Genomic DNA, 19399 nt, shown 5'->3' with positions numbered 1-19399 from the left:
CCCGGTCCACGACGCCGGCCGAACGCAGCGTCACAATAATGAACCAGCGGGTCTAGTATAAATATCGAACCGACTGGTCTAGTATTGCCACCATGGTCAGCAAATCGCCCGCCGCCGCCAAGCCCTCCTCCCGCCCCGCCGGACCCGGCCGCCCCAAGGACATGGGCAAACGCGCCGCGATCCTGGAAGCGGCCCGGGAGATGTTCACCGAACTGGGCTTCGGCGGGGTCAGCATGGACGGCATCGCCGCCCGCGCCGGCGTCTCCAAGCTCACCGTCTACAGCCACTACGGCGACAAGGAGACCCTGTTCGCCGAGGCGGTGCGCGCGCAATGCCAGGCGCTGCTGCCGGACGACCTGTTCGGGCACGCGCTCAAGGGCCCCCTGCGCACCCAGTTGCTGGACATCGGCCAGGCGTTCTTCGCCATGATCAGCAGCGAGGCGGCGATGGCCACCCACCGCATGATGCTGACCCCCGGCACCGGCGACGACCACGTCCGCGAGATGTTCTGGAATGCCGGCCCCAAGCGCACCCAGCAGGACCTGGCCAGGTTGCTGCAGGCCCACGTCGCCGCCGGCGAACTGGACATCGCCGACCTGGACCTGGCCGCCTCGCAGTTCTTCTGCCTGGTCAAGGGCGAGCTGCACTCGCTGATGATGTGCGGCCTGTGCCGCGACGCCAGCCAGGAGCGGGTCCGCGCCCATGTCGAGGCCAGCATCGACTTCTTCCTGCGTGCCTATGCGGTGCGCTAGCCCGGCCGCCCGGCCGTTCCCCGGCGCCGATGACTTCCGGCACTGCGCGCCGGGCCGTCCGGCGGCGATGCTGCGGCATACGCCCGGCCTCCGTGCCGGCTAAAATGCCCGGCCCTCCGCGTTGGATGCCCGAAATGACGATCGACTACTCCCAAGCCCGCGAAAAGATGGTGGAACAGCAGGTCCGTCCCTGGGACGTGCTGGACCTGCGCGTGCTCGACGTGCTGTCGCGGCTGCCGCGCGAGACCTTCGTGCCGCCGGCCCACCGCGCCGTGGCCTACGCCGACCTGGAAATTCCGCTGGGCCACGGCCAGTTCATGATGAAGCCGGTCATCGAAGGCCGCATGCTGCAGGCCCTGGACCTGCAGCCGGGCGAGGACGTGCTCGAGATCGGTACCGGCAGCGGCTTCGTCAGCGCCTGCCTGGGCGAGCTCGGCCGCGAAGTGGTCAGCCTTGAGATCGAGCCGGCCCTGGCCGCCGCCGCGCGCGCCAACCTGGACGCCGCCGGCCTGGGCAGCAACGTCCGCATCGAGACCGCCGACGCCTTCGCCTGGAACAGCGAGCGCCGCTTCGACGTGGTCTGCGTCACCGCCGCGGTCACCGAGATCCCGGCGCAGTTCCTGGCCTGGCTGCGTCCCGGCGGGCGCCTGTTCGCGATCCGCGGCCGCGCGCCGGTCATGGAAGCGGTACTGGTGCATGCCGAGGCCGGCGCGCCGCGCACGGAATCGCTGTTCGAAACCGACCTGGCGTACTACCTGCGAGGCGCAGCGCCAGTCCCCCAGTTCACATTCTGATCCATCAAGGAAGCCGCAATGATCCGCCGATCCCTCGTCCTGGCGCTGGCCGCCGCGCTGTTTCCGCTGGCCGCCAACGCCACGGACCTGCTGCAAGTCTACGAAATGGCCCGCAACAGCGACCCGCAGTTGGCCTCCGCGGAATCGACCCGGCTGTACGACAAGGAGGGCGAGGTGCAGGCGCGCGCCGCACTGCTGCCGCAGATCAACGGCAGCGCATCGCTGCAGCGCAGCCATAGCGAGATCGAGCGCGGCACCGGCGAACTGGCCGGCACCAGCAAGAGCCGCAGCTACGCCGTGCAGGGCCAGCAGACCCTGGTCAACTTCGCGCAGTTCTCCAACCTGCGCGCGCAGAAGGCGCGCAGCCTGGCCGCCGACTACACCCTGGATTCGGCCAACGACGACCTGATCGTGCGCACCTCGGCGGCCTACTTCAACGTGCTGGTGGCGATCGAGTCGCTGGTCGCCGCCGAGACCAACGAAGCCGCCGCCAAGAAGCAGTTCGACTACGCCGACAAGCGCCTGGAAGTGGGCCTGGCGCCGATCACCGACGTGCACGAAGCCCGCGCCGAGTACGACCAGGCCCGCGCCGACACGATCACCGCGCGCAACTCGCTGCAGGACCTGTACCAGGCGCTGACCGAGATCACCGGCCAGCCCGTGCGCGACCTGCGCGGCCTGCCGGAGGATTTCCGTCCGCAGCTGCCGGCCACCGGCGGCGACATCGACAGCCTGATCGCCTCGGCGCTGGACAAGAATCCGTCGCTGCGTTCCTACCAGTACCAGGTGCAGGCCGCCGAGGCCAGCGTCTCGGCCGCGCGCGCCGGGCACCTGCCGACGCTGAACCTGTCGGCCAGCGCCGGCCGCGATGCGACCTGGGGCGACGGCGTCTCCGGCAGCAATTCGCCGCGCGCCGACAGCAACACCATCGGCGTCACCCTGAGCATCCCGATCTTCGCCGGCGGCGCCACCCAGTCGGCGGTGCGCCAGGCGCTGGCGCAGCGCGACATCGCCCAGGACACCTACGAACTGCAGAAGCGTGCGCTCGACCGCAACACCCGCAACGCCTACCAGACGGTAGTGGCCGGGATCAGCGAGATCGAGGCGCGGCGCCTGGCGGTGGTCTCGGCGCAGGCCGCGTTCGACGCCTCGCAGGTCGGCCTGGAAGTAGGCACCCGCACCGTGCTGGACGTGGTGCAGAACCAGCGCACCCTGTACCAGGCGCAGCTGGCCTACGCGCAGGCGCGCTACAACTTCCTGCAGAACCGCCTGCTGCTGAGCCAGGCGCTCGGCTCGCTGGACGTGGCCGAGGTGCAGTCGATCAACGCGCTGCTGACCCAAAGCGCCGAATCCAAGCTCAACTCCACCAGCACACAGTAAGCGCGTTCGCGCGCGCATCCATCGAAACGGCGGGCCTTCGGGTCCGCCGTTTTGTTTTGGGGAGCCGCGGGCGGCGATGTTCCCCCCTGACGGTCGCGGCTGAAGCCGTTCCTACGAGTGCGCAGTCGCAATGCGACACGCGCCGTGCAGCGTCGCCCGCCATCTGGCAAAGCGAACGCCGTTCTGACCGCGACACGACAATCCGCCAGCCCCACTGTAGGAGGGACTTCAGTCCCGACGCGCTGCGCGATGGAAGGGGCGGAATAGGCGAACGGAGAGTGTCATGCGTCGCGACTGAAGTCGCTCCACACGGGTCTTTCTGAGATACGGGAAAGGAGGCTGGCGCAGAAACCGCAGGAGCGGCTTCAGCCGCGACACGCTTTACCAGGAACGCCCGTCGCGGCTGAAGCCGCTCCTACAGATGCGCATATCCCTGCGCGACGCGCATCAGTCCTCCGCACTCGCCTCGCCGGCCAACGGCGGCAGATGCGGCGCGATCAGTTGCAGGGTCCGTTGCAGCGCGCCGCGGCCGTTGGCGACCAGCGCGCAGCCGGCCTCGGCCATCTGCTTGCGCGCCTCCGCGTCGCCCAGCAGGGACTGCAGCGCCGCGCACACGGCGCCGGCATCCTCGCAGATGGCCACCGCACCGGCCTCGCGCATGCGCCGCGAGATTTCGGAGAAGTTGTGCAGGTGCGGGCCGGTGACCGACGGCGTGCCGACCGCCGCCGGCTCCAGCAGGTTGTGGCCGCCGATCGGCTGCAGGCTGCCGCCGACGAAGGCGACCTGCGCGCAGGCGTAGAAGCCCATCAACTCGCCCAGCGTGTCGATCACGAACACCGCATCGTCGGCACCCGGCCATTGCTGCTGGCGGCGCGTGGCCACGCGCCAGCCCTGGTCGCGCGCCAGCGCCTCGACCTTTGCGAAGCGTTCCGGATGCCGCGGCGCCCACAGCAGCAGCAGGTCCGGCCACTGCCGGCGCAGTTGCCGGTGCATCTCGATCACCGCCGCTTCCTCGCCGTCGTGGGTGCTGGCGGCGATCCACACCGGGCGCGCCGCCGGCACGCGCTCGCGGAACGCGGCGACGACCTCCGGCAGGTGCGCGGGCGCGGCGATGTCGAACTTCAGGTTGCCCAGCGCGCGCACCTGCTCGGCACGTGCGCCGAGCGCGACGAAGCGCTCGGCGTCCTCCTGCGACTGCGCCGCCACGCAGGTGACGGTGCGCAGCGCGCGCCCGATCAGCGGTCGCAGCACGCGGTAGCCGCGCAGCGAACGCGCCGACAGCCGCGCGTTGAGCACGTACACCGGAATGCCGCGGTCGCGGCAGCCGAACAGCATGTTCGGCCACAGTTCGGTTTCCAGGATCAGCGCCAGGCTCGGGCGGAAATGCTGCAGGAAGCGGCCGACGCTGCCGGGCACGTCGTAGGGCAGGTACACATGGTCCAGCGCGTCGCCCCACAGCGCGCGCACCCGCTCCGAGCCGGTCGGGGTAATGGTGGTGATCACCCAGCGGATGTCCGGGCGCTGCGCGCGCAGCGCATTGACCACCGGCGCGGCGACGTTGACCTCGCCCACCGAGACCGCGTGCAGCCACACCCGCGGGCGTCCGCGCGCCTGCGAGTACGAGGCGTAACGCTCGTCCCAGCGCTGGAAGTACTGGCGCACGCGGAAGCCGCGCCAGACCAGGTGATAGACGGTGACCGGCAGCAGCAGATAGAGCACGGCCGAGTACAGGCCGCGCAGCAGCCGCTCGATGAAATCGTTGCGCATCCGGACAGCATAGCCGGTTGCGCGCAGGCGGCGGCAGACGATCGCCATGCCCCCAGCAGTGCACGCCGACGCGGCCATGCGCGTGCCCGGCTAAACTTGGCGCATGTCTGCCGCCCCCACTCCGCCCGCGTCCGCGACCCAGGCCGCACCGCCGCCACGCTCGCCCCGCCACTGGCCCACCTGGCTGCTGCTCGGCCTGGCGGTGATTGCCGCACGCCTGCCGTGGCTGTTGCAGCGCGCACTGGGCCGCGGCATCGGCTGGCTGGCGCTGCGCCTGGCCGGCACCCGCCGCCATGCCGCCGAGGTGAACCTGAAATTATGCTTCCCGGAGCAGAGCGAGGCCTGGCGCGCGCGCCTGCTGCGCGACAGCTTCGACGCGCTGGGCGTGGGCGTGTTCGAATTCGCCCGCGCCTGGTGGGGCGGCATCGGCGCGATTCGCCGGCGCACCCGCATCGAGGGCCTGGAACACCTGCAGGCGCTGCAGGCGCAAGGCCGCGGCGTGCTGCTGGTGTCGGGTCACTTCATGACCCTGGAGATCTGCGGCCGCCTGCTGTGCGATCACGTGCCGCTGGCCGGCATGTACCGGCGCCACCGCAATCCGGTGTTCGAATGGGCGGTCAAGCGCGGCCGCCTGCGCTACGCCACCGCCATGTTCGCCAACGAGGACCTGCGCGGCAGCGTGCGCCACCTCAAGCGCGGCGGCTTCCTGTGGTACGCGCCGGACCAGGACATGCGCGGCAAGGACACGGTGTTCGTACCGTTCTTCGGCATGCCCGCGGCCACCATCACCGCCACCCACCAGCTGGCGCGGCTGACCGGTTGCGCGGTGGTGCCGTACTTCCACCGCCGCGAAGGCGCCGACTACATCCTGCGCATCGCGCCGCCGCTGGAAGACTTTCCGTCGGAAGACATGGTCGCCGACACCGCGCGGGTCAACGCCGCCATCGAGGCGATGGTGCGCGAGGCGCCGGCGCAGTATCTGTGGATCCACCGCCGCTTCAAGCGCCAGCCCGGCGGCCGCAGCGACTTCTACGAGCGCCAGCGCGGCTGAGCGCTCACCCCGGCGTCGCGGCGTCGGTGCGTTCGCCCGGTTCGGGGTCGTTCGCCAGCAGGGCACCGGCGTACAGGCCGATCAGCAGCATGGTCAGCGCGCCCCAGAACGACGAATAGAAGGCCAGGTGGGTGTTGAACGGGAACACCGTGATCAGCAGCGCCTGCATGGCCGGCCGCGCGCGTTCGCGCGCCTGCGCCGACGCGTAGCGCCACGCGCGCCACGCCTGCGCGGCACCGGCCAGCCACAGCAGCAGGCCGATCACACCGGTCTCGGCGAGCACCTCGAGCACGATCTGGTGGGCATGGAACGCCGGTTCGCGCCCCCATTCCCCGGCATGGCTCGGGTCCGGATCGCACCCGACGTAGGCCTCGCGGAAGCCGCGCACGCCGACGCCATTGATCGGGTGCTGGCGGATCATGCACCAGGCCGCCGTCCAGATCTGCGCACGCCCGGTCAGGGCGGCGTTGAGGTCGGCCGGATGCCCGCTGAGCGCGCGCGCGGTGCGCTCGAAGCGGTCATGCACCTGCGGCGACACCACGCCCAGCACCCCGGCGCCCAGCAGCGCGGCCACGCCCAGCGCCAGCAGCTTGCGCGCGCCGAGCAGGCGCCAGCCCGACAGCACCAGCAGCAGCGCATAGGTGACCCACGACGCGCGCGATCCGGCCAGCACCAGCACCACGCCCACCGCGCCCGCCGCAAGCAGCCAGCCCCAGGCGCCGCCGCGGCGCGCGGCCACCCACAGCAGGAACGGCGAGACGCTGGCCAGCACCTGGCCGAACTTCAGGTTGCACGGGCCGAACACGCCGCTGAGGCGATCGGCCAGGGCGATCTCCTGCGGCGTGCACAGGCCGTGGTGGCTGATCGCCCACTTCAGCTGGTCCATCGACCAGAACAGCGGGCTGGTGCCGCACAGTGCCTGCGCCAGCGCGTCCACGGTCCAGATCGCCGCGATCACCGCCAGGCCGTTGAAGGTGATGCGGCGCCCGCGCGGCGTCGCCACCGCCATCGCCACCAGCCACAGGAACGGCAGGAAGCGCAGGTCCACCGCCGATTCGCGCAGGGCCAGCGCCACGTCCACCGCGCCGAACGCCGACAGCGGCTGCGGCAGCCAGTAGGTGAGGAACAGCAGCGTGGTCAGGGCCCAGGCCGGACCGCTGAGCAGGCGCGCGCCGCCGCGGAAGCGGCTGTGCAGCAGCCGCGCCAGGGTGACCAGGGCGCCCAGCGCCAGCACGCCGGCGGCCAGGCCGGGCGCCGGCCACAGCGCGACGAACACCAGCACCCACACCGGCGCCCAGCGTTCGCGGACCTCGGGCAGGGCAGAAGCGGACAGGGAACCATCAGGGCCGGAGTTCGTCATAGATCGCCAGGGTGCTGCGCTGCATCGCCTGCAGCGTATAGGGAAGCGTGGCCGGCGGCGCCGGTGGTTGCGCCAGCAGCGCGCGCGCGGCGCCCTGCAGGGCCGTGGCGTCGAACGTCGCCACGGCGCCGGCGGGCTGCAGTTGCGCCAGCAGTTCGCCGACCCCGCCATGCGCCCAGCCCAGGACCGGCCGCCCGACCGCCAGCGCTTCGACCACGGTGCGGCCGAACGCCTCGGGCTTGCGCGAGAGTTGCAGCACCAGGTCGCTGGCGGCATAGGCCTCGGCGATGCGGGCGGTCGGCGGCGTGAACGCCACCGCGCCGGCGACGCCGAGCGATGCCGCCTCGGCCTCCAGCTCGCGCACATACGCGTCGCGCCCGGGCTCGCGCGCGCCGGGCAGCCACAGCCGCGCGTCGCTGCCCTCGCCGCGCAGCGCCGCCAGCAGGCGCAGGGCGTCGGCGTGGCCCTTCAGGCGGGTGCCGCGCCCCGGCAGCAACAGCAGCGGCCCATTGCCGGCCAGCGCCGGCGCCTGGCCAGCGGCCCAGGCCCGCGCCTGCGCGTCCGGCCAGGGACGGCGCGGGAACTGCACCGGATCGATGCCGCGCGGCACCACCCGCAGGCGCGCCGGATCGGTCTGTGGATAGTGCTGCAGCACGTAGGCGCGTACGGTCTCGGACACGCAGATGACCCGCTCGCCGCGGGTCATCACCGCGCTGTAGCGGCTGGGCGAGTTGAGCCCATGCACGGTGGTGACCAGGCGCGGGCGCTGCGCCGCCGGCATGCCCTGCAGCGCGCGCCAGCCCAGCCAGGCCGGCAGCCGCGAGCGCGCGTGCACGATGTCCGCTCGCTCGCGCGCGAACAGGCGCCGCAGCGCCGGCACATGGCGCAGGGTCAGCAGGGACTTGCGGCCGATGTCCAGGGCGATGTGCTCGGCGCCGGTGGCGGCCAGCGCCGGCAGCAGGCGGCCACCGGCCGACACGACCACGGCGCGATGCCCGGCGTCGACCAGGGCCTGGGCGATTTCCAGCGTGGACCGCTCGACGCCGCCGGACTCCAGCGCCGGCAGCAACTGCACCACGGTCAGGCGGTGCATCGAATCCGGGTCAGTCGACCAGCACAAAGACCGCGCCGCAGTACGGGCACTTGGCTTCCAGGCCCGGCTCGTCCTCGATCGGCAGGTAAACCCGCGGATGCGAGTTCCACAGCGCCATCTCCGGCGTCGGGCAGCTCAGCGGCAGGTCGGCGCGGCGCACCTCGTAGCGCGTCTGGGCATTGGCGGGCGCGGTGGCGGTATGGCTCATGGCGGTGGGGACACGGCGAAAAGGGACAGGCGATTCTAGCAGCCCGTCCCGGGCCAGGCGCGGGTCCCGGAGGCCGCGGTGGCAGCGATCGCCGGCCGTCCTTTCACGCGCCTTTCCGCTTCGCTTGATACGGAACCAACGCACCACTATGCTGGCATCACGCGGCGCCGACATGCCGCTTTGAGGTGTCTCGTGGATATAGGTGTGCGTTTGATGCAGGCGCGGCGAAATGCCGGTTTCACACTGCGCGAGCTTGCCGCCTTGTTGGGCGTGGCGCATAGCACGCTGGGTCATTGGGAGAACAACCGTTCGGTTCCCAATGCCCGGCATTTGCTGAAGATCGCCGAACTTACCGGCGTCGACGCATATGTGCTGCTGACCGGCAAGCCCTCCAAGCTGAACCAGACCGACGGCGACAGCTTGCCGCTGCCGGTGGGCAAGCGCATGGCCTGAACGAGGCGCGGCGCCACCGGCGCCGCCTTCGTGCCTGGCCTTCCTTCGCGCGGCCTTTGTGCCGGCCGCGCGCGCAGCGATGCGAATGGCACTGCGACATTTCGTGTCGCCCACGAATGAAAGCGTTTTCAGCCTCGACCTTTCGGTCCCTCCCCTAGCGCCCCCCTCGTCCGCACGGCCCGCAGCCGCGGCGATCGCGGCGTCGTGGCTGTTCTCCTCTCGCCCCATACTATTGCGCGCAACCAGCGCAGGCGGCTGCATGCGCGGAACGCCCGCGCGGCAGGTGCGATTCGCCTCCAATGCGAATGCGCACGCCAATGCGCCGCCGCATCAGCGGCAGCGCATCGGCACAGCGAAAGTGGGCGCAACCGGCAAACGCACGGCGCCGCCGTGTGCGGCGCCGGCGCGGCGCTTATTTCTCCGCGTCGCGTTGCTTGCGAATCTGCGCATCGACCGCAGCGATCGCGGTCATGTTCATCACCCGGCGCGAGGTGGCGCTGGTGGTGAGGATGTGCACCGGCTTGGAGATGCCCATCAGGATCGGGCCGATCGCCACGCCGTCGGTGAACACGCGCACCAGGTTGTAGGCGATGTTGGCCGCTTCCAGGTTGGGCAGCACGAACAGGTTGGCGCGGCCCTTCAGCGTGCTGTTGGGCATGATCTGCTTGCGCAGCGCCTCGTCCCACGCGGTATCGCCCTGCATCTCGCCGTCGATGTTGAGTTCCGGCTTGCGCTTGAGCAGCGCCTCGCGCACCTGGCGCATCTTCAGCGCGTCGCGCGAATCGTGGCTGCCGAAGTTGGAATGCGACAGCAGCGCAATATTCGGCTCGATGCCGAACAGCTTCAGGCGATAGGCGGCCTGCAGCGTGGCCTCGACGATCTGCTCCACGCTCGGGTCTTCCTGCACGTGGGTGTCGACGAAGAAGAACGCGCCCTGCTGGTTGATCACGCCGGTCATCGCCGATGTCGAGCTGACCCGCGGCTCGAGCGGAATCACGCTGCGCGCGTAGCCGAGCTTCTTGTGGAAGCGGCCGACCACGCCGGTGAGCAGCGCATCGGCTTCGCCGCGCGCGACCATCACCGCGGCAATCAGCGTCGGCCGCGAGCGCATCAACTCCTTGGCCGCGGTGACGGTGACGCCACGGCGCTCGGTCAGCGCGTGGTAGTACTGCCAGTAGTCGTTGAAGCGCGGATCGTCGTGGATGTTGGTGATCTCGAAATCCACGCCGGCAGTGATGCGCAGGCCCAGGCGCTGGATGCGCGCCTCGATCACGTCCGGGCGGCCGATCAGGATCGGGAACGCCAGGCCCTCGTCGATCACGCTCTGCACCGCGCGCAGCACCACTTCCTCTTCGCCCTCGGCGTACACCACGCGCTGCTTGTCGGCGCGGGCGCGGTCGTACACCGGCTTCATCATCAGGCTGGTGCGGTAGACGAACTGGCTGAGCTTGTCGCGGTAGGCGTCCATGTCGGCGATCGGCCGCGTGGCCACGCCCGAATCCATCGCCGCCTGCGCCACCGCCGAGGACAGTTCGACCAGCAGGCGCGGATCCAGCGGCCGCGGGATCAGGTAGTCGGGGCCGAAGCTCGGCGTCTCGCCGCCGTAGGCCGCGCCCAGGTCCGAGGCCTCGCGCCGCGCCATCGCGGCGATCGCCTTGACGCAGGCGACCTTCATCTCCTCGTTGATGCCGGTGGCGCCGACGTCGATGGCGCCACGGAACAGATAGGGGAAGCACAGCACGTTGTTGATCTGGTTCGGGTAGTCCGAACGGCCGGTGCCGATGATCGCGTCCGGGCGCACTGCCTTGGCCGCTTCGGGGGTGATCTCCGGATTGGGATTGGCCAGGGCGAAGATCACCGGCTGCGGCGCCATGGTCGCCACCATCTCCGGCTTGAGGATGCCCGCGGCCGACAGGCCGAGGAAGATGTCCGCGCCCTCGACGATCTCGGCCAGCGTGCGCTTGTCGGTGTCGCGCGCGTAGCGCGCCTTGTCCGGATCCAGGTCGGTGCGACCGGTGTGGATCACCCCGTCGCGGTCCAGGGCCAGGATGTTCTCCGGCTTCAGGCCCAGCGAGACCAGCATGTTGACGCAGGAGATGCCGGCCGCGCCCATGCCGGTGGTGGCCAGCTTGACCTCTTCGATCTTCTTGCCGGTGACCACCAGCGCGTTGAGCACGGCCGCGCCGACGATGATCGCGGTGCCGTGCTGGTCGTCGTGGAACACCGGGATGTTCATGCGCTCGCGCAGCTTGCGCTCGACGATGAAGCACTCCGGCGCCTTGATGTCTTCGAGGTTGATGCCGCCGAAGGTCGGCTCGAGGCTGGCGATGATGTCGACCAGCTTGTCCGGGTCGTTCTCGTTGATCTCGATGTCGAACACGTCGATGCCGGCGAACTTCTGGAACAGCACGCCCTTGCCTTCCATCACCGGCTTGGACGCCAGCGGGCCGATGTTGCCCAGGCCCAGCACCGCGGTGCCGTTGCTGATCACCGCCACCAGGTTGCCGCGCGCGGTCAGTTCGCTGGCCTGCTGCGGATCGGCGACGATGGCCTCGCAGGCGAAGGCCACGCCCGGCGAATAGGCCAGGGACAGGTCGCGCTGGGTCAGCATGGGCTTGGTCGCGGAGACCTTGATCTTGCCCGCCGGCTGTTGGCGGTGATAGTCGAGGGCGGCCTGTTTGAAATCGTCGTTTGACATCGAGGGCTTCTTTTGTCGAAAGGCGCGGAGGCCCGGAATTCTACCCCCAGCAGCAGGAGTGGTCCTGTCTGGCGGCTGTCGCCAGGGCCTTGAGTGCCGGGAAAAACGCAACGCGCCGGCAATGCCGGCGCGTCGTGCGGTGCAGCGGATCAGCGCGTGGCGAGCGGTTCGGCCGCCACCGCCGGCAACGGCACGGCCTCGCCGTCCAGGGCCAGGCGCAGGCGATCGCGATCCAGTGCGTTCTCCCAGCGCGAGACCACCACGGTAGCCACCGCATTGCCCATGAAGTTGGTCAGCGAGCGGCACTCGCTCATGAAGCGGTCCACGCCCAGGATCAGCGCCATGCCGGCCACCGGCACTTCCGGCACCACCGCCAGCGTCGCCGCCAGGGTGATGAAGCCGGCGCCGGTGACGCCGGCTGCGCCCTTGGAGCTGAGCATCGCCACCAGCAGCAGCGTGATCTGATGGCCGAGGGTGAGTTCGGTATTGGTGGCCTGGGCGATGAACAGCGCCGCCAGGGTCATGTAGATGTTGGTGCCGTCGAGGTTGAACGAGTAGCCGGTGGGCACCACCAGGCCGACCACCGACTTCTCGCAACCGGCGCGTTCCATCTTCTCCATCAGCGACGGCAGCGCGGATTCGGACGAGGAGGTGCCCAGCACCAGCAACAGTTCCGTCTTGAGGTAGCGGATCAGCTTGAAGATCGAGAAGCCGCACAGATACGCCACGGCGCCGAGGATCACCACCACGAACAGCAATGAGGTGACGTAAAACGAACCGACCAGCCAAGCCAGCTGCACCAGCGAGTGCAGGCCGTGCTCGCCGATGGTGTAGGCGATCGCGCCCAGCGCGCCGATCGGCGCGGCCTTCATCAGGATGTGCACCAGCTTGAACACCGGCGCGATCAGCGCCTCCAGCAGGTTCAGCACCGGCTTGCCGCGCTCGCCGACCAGGGCCAGCGACACGCCGAACAGCACGGCGACGAACAGCACCTGCAGGACGTTGGTACCGACCAGCTTGCCGTTGACCACCTGGTCGCCGGTGAACGCGCCGACCAGCGAGTTGGGGATGATGTCCATCAGGAAGCCGACCAGGGTCAGGTCGTGCGACTTCTGCACGTAGCTGGCGACCTTGCTCTGGTCCAGCGTGGCCAGATTCACGTTCATGCCCGCGCCGGGCTGCACCACGTGCGCGACGATCATGCCCACCACCAGCGCGAGGGTGGAGAAGAACAGGAAGTACACCATCGCCTTGCCGAACACCCGGCCGACCGTCTTCAGGTGGGTCATGCCGGCGATGCCGGTGACGATGGTCAGGAAGATCACCGGCGCGATGATCATCTTCACCAGCTTGATGAAGGCATCGGCCAGCGGCTTGAGCTGGGTGGCGAACTGCGGTTCCAGATGGCCGAGGACGGCACCGATGACGATGGCCACCAGCACCTGGACATAGGTGTGCCGGTAGAACGGCGCAGGCCGCGGCGCAGGCGTGGCCGGGGAAGTTGAGATGTGCATCGAAAGCGCTCCGGGACGGTCCGCCCACCCGACGCGGGTCGCGGAATGCTGCCTTTGTACGCGTCGCCAGCGTCTAAGCAGATAACCTATTGGTACTAGGCCCGGCGCCGCACCGTGTCGACGCGGTTACAGTGGCGCGGTAGGCTCATGGAAGGGCCAACGCAACGCCGCACGCAGACGCCGCCCCTCGCGGCCGATAGCGCGCCGTCGCCATCGCAGCGCGCGTCTTCAGGGGTAGACGCCGCCGCAGGACTGCAACATCGCCGTAAAGAACGGCCGGGCGCGTCCGCTATTGCATGCAGGGGGCATCACGTCCGGCACCGTGTCCGCATCGCGGCGGCATCGCCGTTCGCGTGCGGCCTGCCGCCGCACTGCCCGCGTCATCGCACCACCTGCCCGGCCGGGGACTGCCGTGCCTTCATTCCTTACCGAGACGACTCCATCATGCGCCACACTCTTCTTTTCGCCGCGCTGGGCCTGACCGCCGCCGCTCCCGCCTTCGCTGCCAACGGCTTCGACGACTGGCCGACCAAGGTCGCCTTCAACGACGGCACCGAACTGGCCGTGACCGGCAACTACGCCTACGACTGGAACAACTTCTCCAACGACGACGGCCGCCTGGAGGACGACAATACGTTCCGGCGCAAGGAATTCGGCGCCACGCTGAAGAAGAAGGGCGTGTACGACGCGATGGTGTACTTCGACTTCCAGTCCAAGCTGTGGCTGGACGTGTTCTTCCGCTTCGAGACCAAGGCCCTGTTCGGCGCCGACTACGGCAAGGTGCGCCTGGGCTACATCAAAGTGCCGGTGGGCCTGGAAGGCGTGACCAGCTCGCGTGCGGACAGCTTCATGGAAGTGGCGCTGCCGATGCAGGCGATCTACCAGGGCCGCCGGACCGGCGTGGAGTGGACCTTCGAGCGTCCGCAGTACCTGCTGCAGGCCGGCGCCTACGGCGGCAAGGATCTGCAGGGCGACAATCCCGGCACCACCCAGGCGGTGCGCGGCGTGTGGACCCCGTTCAAGGCCGACGGCGACGTGCTGCACCTGGGCCTGGCGTATTCGCAGGAGAATCCGCGCGGCTACCACAACGGCCTCGACGTGAGCTTCAGCCCGCGCGCGCGCTTCCGTGCGCGTCCGGAAGCCGGCTTGACCGACGTGCGCCTGATCGATTCGGGCACGCTGGTCGACGTCGACCAGGTGCGCCGCACCGGCCTTGAGGCGATCTGGATCAAGGGCCCGTTCTCGATGCAGGGCGAGGCGCTGCGCGCCGACGTGACCCGCGACAACGGCCGTCCCGACTACACCGCCGACGGCCAGTACGTGTTCGCCAGCTACGTGCTGACCGGCGAATCGCGGCCCTACAGCGCCGGCAACGTCGGCAACATCAAGCCGGCCAACGCCTACGGCGCGGTCGAACTGCTCGCGCGCTACAGCCGCCTGGACTTGGACGACGGCACGGTGCTCGGCGGCCGCCAGCACGACTGGACCCTGGGCGCCAACTGGTACCTGACCAGCCACTTCAAGTTCCAGGTCAACTACGTGCGCGCCGATGCCGAGCGCGCCGGCGTGCGCGTCAAGCCGAACTCGCTGGACCTGCGCGCCCAGGTCCAGTTCTGAGCCAACGCAGTCCGGTCGATCCGACGCGATCGGCCGGACTGCGGCCCGCTGCGCCGCGCGAAGGCGCTGCGTAGCGGGCTGCCGGCATGGCGCTCGGCGATGCCGACGACGCTTGGGTGATGTGCCCTGTCCACCCACGACGTGCCCGTTGCAGATCCGCGAGACGGCGTCGCCGACATCCACTGACGCGATCGGCGGCCAATCTGCCCGGGTCCTTCGCTTTCGCTTGGCGATCCACGGCACCAGCCATCGCCGCCGCGCACCGCAAACGCCAGCGCACCCTCTAAGCTGATGCGGTCCCGGCCGTCGCGTTCTTCCGCATGCCTTCGCTCCTGCGCCATCGTCGCCTGATCCTGCTGCTGGTCGTCATCGTCGGCGGCATGGTGCTGGCGATGCTGTCGGCGCAACACGTCGCCGAACAGCGCGCGCTGCGCGCCGAGAGCGTGCAGTTGCGCCAACAGCTGGAGCTGTATGCGCAGACCCTGCAGCAGCGCATCGACCGCTACCGCACCCTGCCGCAGGTGCTGGCGCTGGACCCGGAACTGCGCGACGCCCTCACCCACCCGCTGGACGCGGCCACGCAGCAGCAGTTGAACCTGAAGCTGGAACGCGCCAACGACGTCACCCGCTCCTCGACCCTGACCCTGATCGACGCCAACGGCGTGGCCCTGGCCGCCAGCAACTGGCGCCTGGCCAGCAGCAACGTCGGCGCCGACTACAGCTTTCGCCCCTACGTGAAGCAGGCCCTGGCGCAGGGCAAGGGCCGTTTCTACGGGATCGGCATGACCACCGGCGTGCCCGGCTACTTCCTCTCGCAGGCGATCCTCGACGCGCATGGACGCCCGCTCGGGGTGATCGTGATCAAGATCGAACTGGCCGCGCTGGAGCACGAATGGCTGCGCGTGCCCGATGTGGTACTGGTCAGCGATGGGCATGGCGTGGTGTTCCTGTCCAGCCGCGACGTGTGGCGCTACCGCCAGTTGCAGCCGCTCAGCGCGCGCGAGCGCGACGAACTGCTGGCGACCCGCCAGTACGCCCAGCAGACCCTGCTGCCGGCGAAGCGGCGGGTGCTGGAGACGCTGGACGACGGCGGCCAGGTAATGCGCATCGACATGCCGGCGCAGCCGGCGCCGCTGCTGTGGCAGAGCATGGCGCTGCCGGAGAGCGGCTGGCGCCTGCACCTGCTGCACGACGTCGGCGGCAGCCGCGCCGCCGGCCGTGCCGCCGCGCTGGCTGCGGCCGGCATCTGGCTGGCGCTGTCGTTCCTGGGCCTGCTGTTCCAGCAGCGCCAGCGCCTGGCGCGGCTGCGCCAGCGCAGCCGGCGCGAACTGGAAGCGCTGTTGCAGCAGCACGCGCAGGAACTGCGCACCGCCCAGGATGGCATCGTGCAGGCCGCGCAGCAGGCCGACACCGGCCTCAGCCGCAGCCTGGAGCACCTGCCGCAGGGCGTGGTGATCATCGACGCGCAGCTGCGCCTGGTGGCGTGGAATTCGCGCTATCTGGAGATCTTCCGCTTTCCGCCGGAGCTGATCCGGGTCGGCCGCCCGATCGAGGACGTGTTCCGCTACAACGCGCGTCGCGGCCTGCTCGGCCCCGGCCCGGTGGAAGCGGCGATCCAGCGCCGCCTGGACCACCTGCGCAGCGGCCGCCCGCACATGCGCGAAAGCGAGAAGGACGACGGCACGGTACTGGAGATCCGCGGCAATCCGCTGCCCGACGGCGGCTTCGTGACCAGCTACGCCGACATCACCAGCTACAAGAACGCCGCACGCGAACTGCGCTCGCTGGCCGACGCGCTGGAGCATCGCGTCGCCGAACGCACCCACGACCTGGCCGAGGCCAAGCGCGAGGCCGAGAACGCCAACCGCTACAAGACCCGCTTCGTGGCTTCGGCGGTGCACGACCTGCTGCAGCCGCTCAACGCCGCGCGCATGTTCGTCTCGGCACTGCGCGGCAAGCTGCACGACGCCGATGCGCGGCAGATCGCCGACCACGTCGACAACGCGCTGGCGGCGCAGGATGCGATCCTCAACAGCCTGCTGGACATCTCGCGACTGGAAGCGGGCACGCTGAAGACGCAGGTGCAGGACCTGGCGCTGGACCCGCTGCTGCAGACCCTGGCGCGCGAGTTCGGCATCGTCGCCGAAGGCCGCGGCCTGCGCCTGGACTACGTGCCGACCCGCGCCACCGTGCGCAGCGACGCGACCCTGCTGCGGCGCATCCTGCAGAACTTCCTGTCCAACGCGGTGCGCTACACCCCGCGCGGGCGCGTGCTGCTGGGCTGCCGGCGCGTCGGCACGCAGTTGCGCATCGAGGTCCACGACCAGGGGCCGGGCATTCCCGATGCGCTGCAACAGGAGATCTTCGAGGAGTTCCGCCGGCTCGGCGACGGCGTCGCCAACGACCGCGGCGCCGGCCTCGGCCTGGCGATCGTGGAGCGCATCGGCCGCCTGCTCGGCCACCGCATCGGCCTGCGCTCGCAGTTGGGCCGCGGCAGCGTGTTCTCGGTGACCGTGCCGCTGGGCGATGCCGCGGCCGCGCAACGCCAGGCGCCGGCGGCGATGGCCAGCGACAACGGCGACGATCCGATCCTGCACGGCTGCCGGGTCTGGTGCATCGACGACGACCCGCGGGTCTGCGAGGCCAGCCGCACCTTGCTGACACGCTGGGCCTGCCAGGTGGAACTGGCCGCCGGCCCGGACCAGGCGCTGGCCGCGGCGCAGCCGGCGCAGGCGCCGGAACTGGTGCTGCTGGACGTGCGCATGGGCGAGTGCGACGGCCCGACCCTGTTCGCGCAGTTGTGCACGCGCTGGCAGGCCGAGCCGCGCGCGATCCTGGTCACCGCCGAAGCCGATCCGGCGCTGCGCACCCTGGCGCAGGAGCGCGGCTGGGGCTTCCTGGCCAAGCCGGTCCGCGCGCCGGCCCTGCGCGCACTGATGACGCAGATGTTGCTGCGGCGTGGGTGAGGCGTGTTGTTGCAGGTTGGATTTCTGGCCGCCGTACCCTCATCCGCCCCTGCGGGGCACCTTCTCCCGGAGGGAGAAGGAAAGCGCTAGCCCCTCTCCCCCCGGGAGAGGGGTTGGGGTGAGGGTCCGGAGCGCGCAGCGCCACCCAAGATCTCATGCGCCTTTAGCGAACGGCCCTCGCCGCTGCCTGGTGACGGAGAAAACTCTAGCCGCCGTACCCTCATCCGCCCCTGTGGGGCACCTTCTCCCGAAGGGAGAAGGAAAGCGCTTAGCCCCTCTCCCCTCGGGAGAGGGGTTGGGGTGAGGGTACGGGGCGAGCAGCGCGGCCCAAGATCTCATGCGCCGTTAGCGAATGGCCCTCACCGCTGCCTGGTGACGGAGAAAACTCTAGCCGCCGTACCCTCATCCGCCCCTTCGGGGCACCTTCTCCCGAAGGGAGAAGGGAACGGCTAGCCCCTCTCCCCCAGGAGAGGGCTTGGGGTGAGGGTCCGGGCGCGCAGCGAGGCCTCTACCACTCGCGCGGCGCGATCAGCTCCTCGACGTCGGCGTCTTCGAAACCGTAGGCCTTGGCGATGTGCAGAAAATCCACGCCGATGTTCTCGCTTGCGGCGGTCTCGATCTCGCTGTCGTGGGCCTCGAACTCCAGCGCCAGCTTGTTGAATTCCTCGGTGGCAGCATGGGTCAGCCGGTACAGCGCCGGCAGGTCCGCCGGTGCCTGCGCCTCGATCGCCTCGCACAACCGCAGCAGGATCTTCTGCCCCTTGCCGACCAGCGACGGGGGGAAGTAGTCGTCGTCCAGCATCTCCTGCAGGAACGGATAGTGGGCGGTCTGCTCGTTGCGGAGGGTCGTGGTGGGCATGGTCCGGTGGTCTCCGCCCGCGGGGGGCGCGGGCATCGGCGCATAGCATCGCGTATCCGGGCGCCGCGGAAAACGCCCCCCGCGGCGATTCGGTTCAGGCCTCGCCTTCCGGCTCCAGCGCCTTCACCAGCACCGCGGCCTGGGTGCGGCTGTGGCATTCGAGCTTCTTCAGGATCGCGGTCACGTGGACCTTGACGGTGTTCTCGGCCAGGCCCAGCTCATAGGCGATCTGCTTGTTGAGCAGGCCATCGGCCAGGCACAGCAGCACCCGGAACTGCTGCGGGGTCAGTTGCGCCAGACGCGCGGCCAGTTGCGCGTCGGCCTCCGACCGTGCCGCGGTCAGCGGTGGAAACCAGGTGCCGCCGTCGAGCACCGCCGCCACCGCGATGCCGATGGTCTCGGCCGGCGAGGACTTGGGGATGAAGCCGGCCGCGCCGAACTGCTGCGCGCGGCGGATCACCCGCGGGTGATCGTTGGAGGAGATCACCACCACCGGCACGTCCGGGCGCTCGCCGCGCACGTGCAGCAGGGCCGAGAAGCCGCGCGCGCCGGGCATGGCCAGGTCCAGCAGGATCAGGTCGGCATCGGCCTGCGCGGCCAGCGCAGCGTCCAGGGTGGCGGCGCTGGCCGCTTCCACCACCTGGGCGCGCGGCAAGGCCTGGCGCAGCGCGTGCAGCACGGCGGCGCGGAACAGCGGGTGGTCGTCGGCGACCAGGATCGTCGGGGCATCCATGGGCGTGAGGCGGCTGGCATGACGCCGCGAGGCGTCGGGTGGGCGCGGACGGCGCGCAGGACACGCAGTGTACGTGTGGCGCGGAGGGATGCCGAGCGTGCGTCCGCGCCACCGGAGCGTTGCGCGCCATGACCGGCCTGCCGGATCTTGTCGG

At 70.1% G+C, this 19399-nt stretch carries 15 protein-coding genes; 7 read left to right on the top strand and 8 right to left on the bottom strand.

Going from position 1 to position 19399, the window contains the following annotated elements:
* Nucleotides 1-92 precede the first annotated feature (92 nt).
* From RAB71_RS05460 to RAB71_RS05450, 3 genes are all read left to right on the top strand, one after another.
* Nucleotides 93-752 (top strand): TetR/AcrR family transcriptional regulator, encoded by a 660-nt coding sequence (locus RAB71_RS05460; protein WP_029562330.1) that lies wholly within the window; start codon nt 93-95, stop codon nt 750-752.
* A 134-nt stretch (nt 753-886) separates the two neighbouring features.
* Nucleotides 887-1546 (top strand): protein-L-isoaspartate O-methyltransferase, encoded by a 660-nt coding sequence (locus RAB71_RS05455; RefSeq protein WP_010344493.1) that lies wholly within the window; start codon nt 887-889, stop codon nt 1544-1546.
* 18 nt (nt 1547-1564) lie between these two features.
* The gene (locus RAB71_RS05450) at nt 1565-2926 is read left to right on the top strand and encodes a TolC family outer membrane protein (protein WP_010344494.1); all 1362 of its coding nucleotides are present in this window, start codon (nt 1565-1567) and stop codon (nt 2924-2926) included.
* Nucleotides 2927-3373: 447 nt separating this feature from the next.
* On the opposite strand, the gene waaA is transcribed toward RAB71_RS05450, so the two are convergent.
* Nucleotides 3374-4693, bottom strand: coding sequence for a lipid IV(A) 3-deoxy-D-manno-octulosonic acid transferase (waaA, locus tag RAB71_RS05445; protein WP_010344495.1), 1320 nt, complete (start codon nt 4691-4693; stop codon nt 3374-3376).
* Between the two features lie 103 nt (nt 4694-4796).
* Here waaA and RAB71_RS05440 point away from each other — a divergent pair, with 103 nt between their 5' ends.
* Complete coding sequence (locus tag RAB71_RS05440) at nt 4797-5744, top strand: LpxL/LpxP family Kdo(2)-lipid IV(A) lauroyl/palmitoleoyl acyltransferase (RefSeq protein WP_010344496.1); 948 nt, start codon at nt 4797-4799, stop codon at nt 5742-5744.
* A 4-nt stretch (nt 5745-5748) separates the two neighbouring features.
* Here RAB71_RS05440 and RAB71_RS05435 read toward each other — a convergent pair whose 3' ends face one another.
* The 3 genes from RAB71_RS05435 to RAB71_RS05425 are packed head-to-tail and all read right to left on the bottom strand — an operon-like array spanning nt 5749 to nt 8405.
* Complete coding sequence (locus RAB71_RS05435) at nt 5749-7104, bottom strand: O-antigen ligase (RefSeq protein ID WP_010344497.1); 1356 nt, start codon at nt 7102-7104, stop codon at nt 5749-5751.
* Nucleotides 7085-8197, bottom strand: a complete 1113-nt coding sequence (locus tag RAB71_RS05430) for a glycosyltransferase (RefSeq protein ID WP_104609506.1) — start codon at nt 8195-8197, stop codon at nt 7085-7087. Before RAB71_RS05430 ends, RAB71_RS05435 begins: the two co-directional genes overlap by 20 nt.
* Nucleotides 8198-8207: 10 nt before the next feature.
* Nucleotides 8208-8405 (bottom strand): zinc-finger domain-containing protein, encoded by a 198-nt coding sequence (locus tag RAB71_RS05425; protein ID WP_010344507.1) that lies wholly within the window; start codon nt 8403-8405, stop codon nt 8208-8210.
* A 78-nt stretch (nt 8406-8483) separates the two neighbouring features.
* Between RAB71_RS05425 and RAB71_RS05420 the strand changes: the two genes are divergently transcribed.
* Entirely contained in the window at nt 8484-8858 is a 375-nt protein-coding gene (locus tag RAB71_RS05420) for a helix-turn-helix domain-containing protein (RefSeq protein ID WP_234006538.1), read from the top strand.
* A 412-nt stretch (nt 8859-9270) separates the two neighbouring features.
* On the opposite strand, the gene RAB71_RS05415 is transcribed toward RAB71_RS05420, so the two are convergent.
* A complete protein-coding gene (locus RAB71_RS05415; RefSeq protein WP_010344510.1) occupies nt 9271-11556 on the bottom strand; it encodes an NADP-dependent malic enzyme in 2286 nt (761 codons plus the stop codon).
* Between the two features lie 149 nt (nt 11557-11705).
* Nucleotides 11706-13070, bottom strand: coding sequence for a dicarboxylate/amino acid:cation symporter (locus RAB71_RS05410; protein ID WP_010344511.1), 1365 nt, complete (start codon nt 13068-13070; stop codon nt 11706-11708).
* A 444-nt stretch (nt 13071-13514) separates the two neighbouring features.
* Between RAB71_RS05410 and RAB71_RS05405 the strand changes: the two genes are divergently transcribed.
* Together RAB71_RS05405 and RAB71_RS05400 are read left to right on the top strand one after the other, a co-directional pair.
* Nucleotides 13515-14687 carry an OprO/OprP family phosphate-selective porin gene (locus tag RAB71_RS05405; protein ID WP_010344512.1) on the top strand — a complete coding sequence of 391 codons (1173 nt, stop codon included), beginning with the start codon at nt 13515-13517 and terminating at the stop codon, nt 14685-14687.
* Between the two features lie 320 nt (nt 14688-15007).
* Nucleotides 15008-17653: a PAS-domain containing protein gene (locus RAB71_RS05400; RefSeq protein ID WP_010344513.1), complete on the top strand. Its 2646-nt coding sequence runs from the start codon at nt 15008-15010 to the stop codon at nt 17651-17653.
* Nucleotides 17654-18161: 508 nt separating this feature from the next.
* Here RAB71_RS05400 and RAB71_RS05395 read toward each other — a convergent pair.
* Complete coding sequence (locus tag RAB71_RS05395) at nt 18162-18512, bottom strand: DUF5713 family protein (protein ID WP_010344517.1); 351 nt, start codon at nt 18510-18512, stop codon at nt 18162-18164.
* A 94-nt stretch (nt 18513-18606) separates the two neighbouring features.
* Nucleotides 18607-19245 carry a response regulator transcription factor gene (locus RAB71_RS05390; protein WP_010344518.1) on the bottom strand — a complete coding sequence of 213 codons (639 nt, stop codon included), beginning with the start codon at nt 19243-19245 and terminating at the stop codon, nt 18607-18609.
* Between the last annotated feature and the right edge of the window lie 154 nt (nt 19246-19399).

Origin of the sequence: Xanthomonas sacchari, assembly GCF_040529065.1 — a bacterium.
GTDB lineage: Bacteria > Pseudomonadota > Gammaproteobacteria > Xanthomonadales > Xanthomonadaceae > Xanthomonas_A > Xanthomonas_A sacchari.
This window is presented reverse-complemented; position numbering and strand designations above follow the sequence as displayed.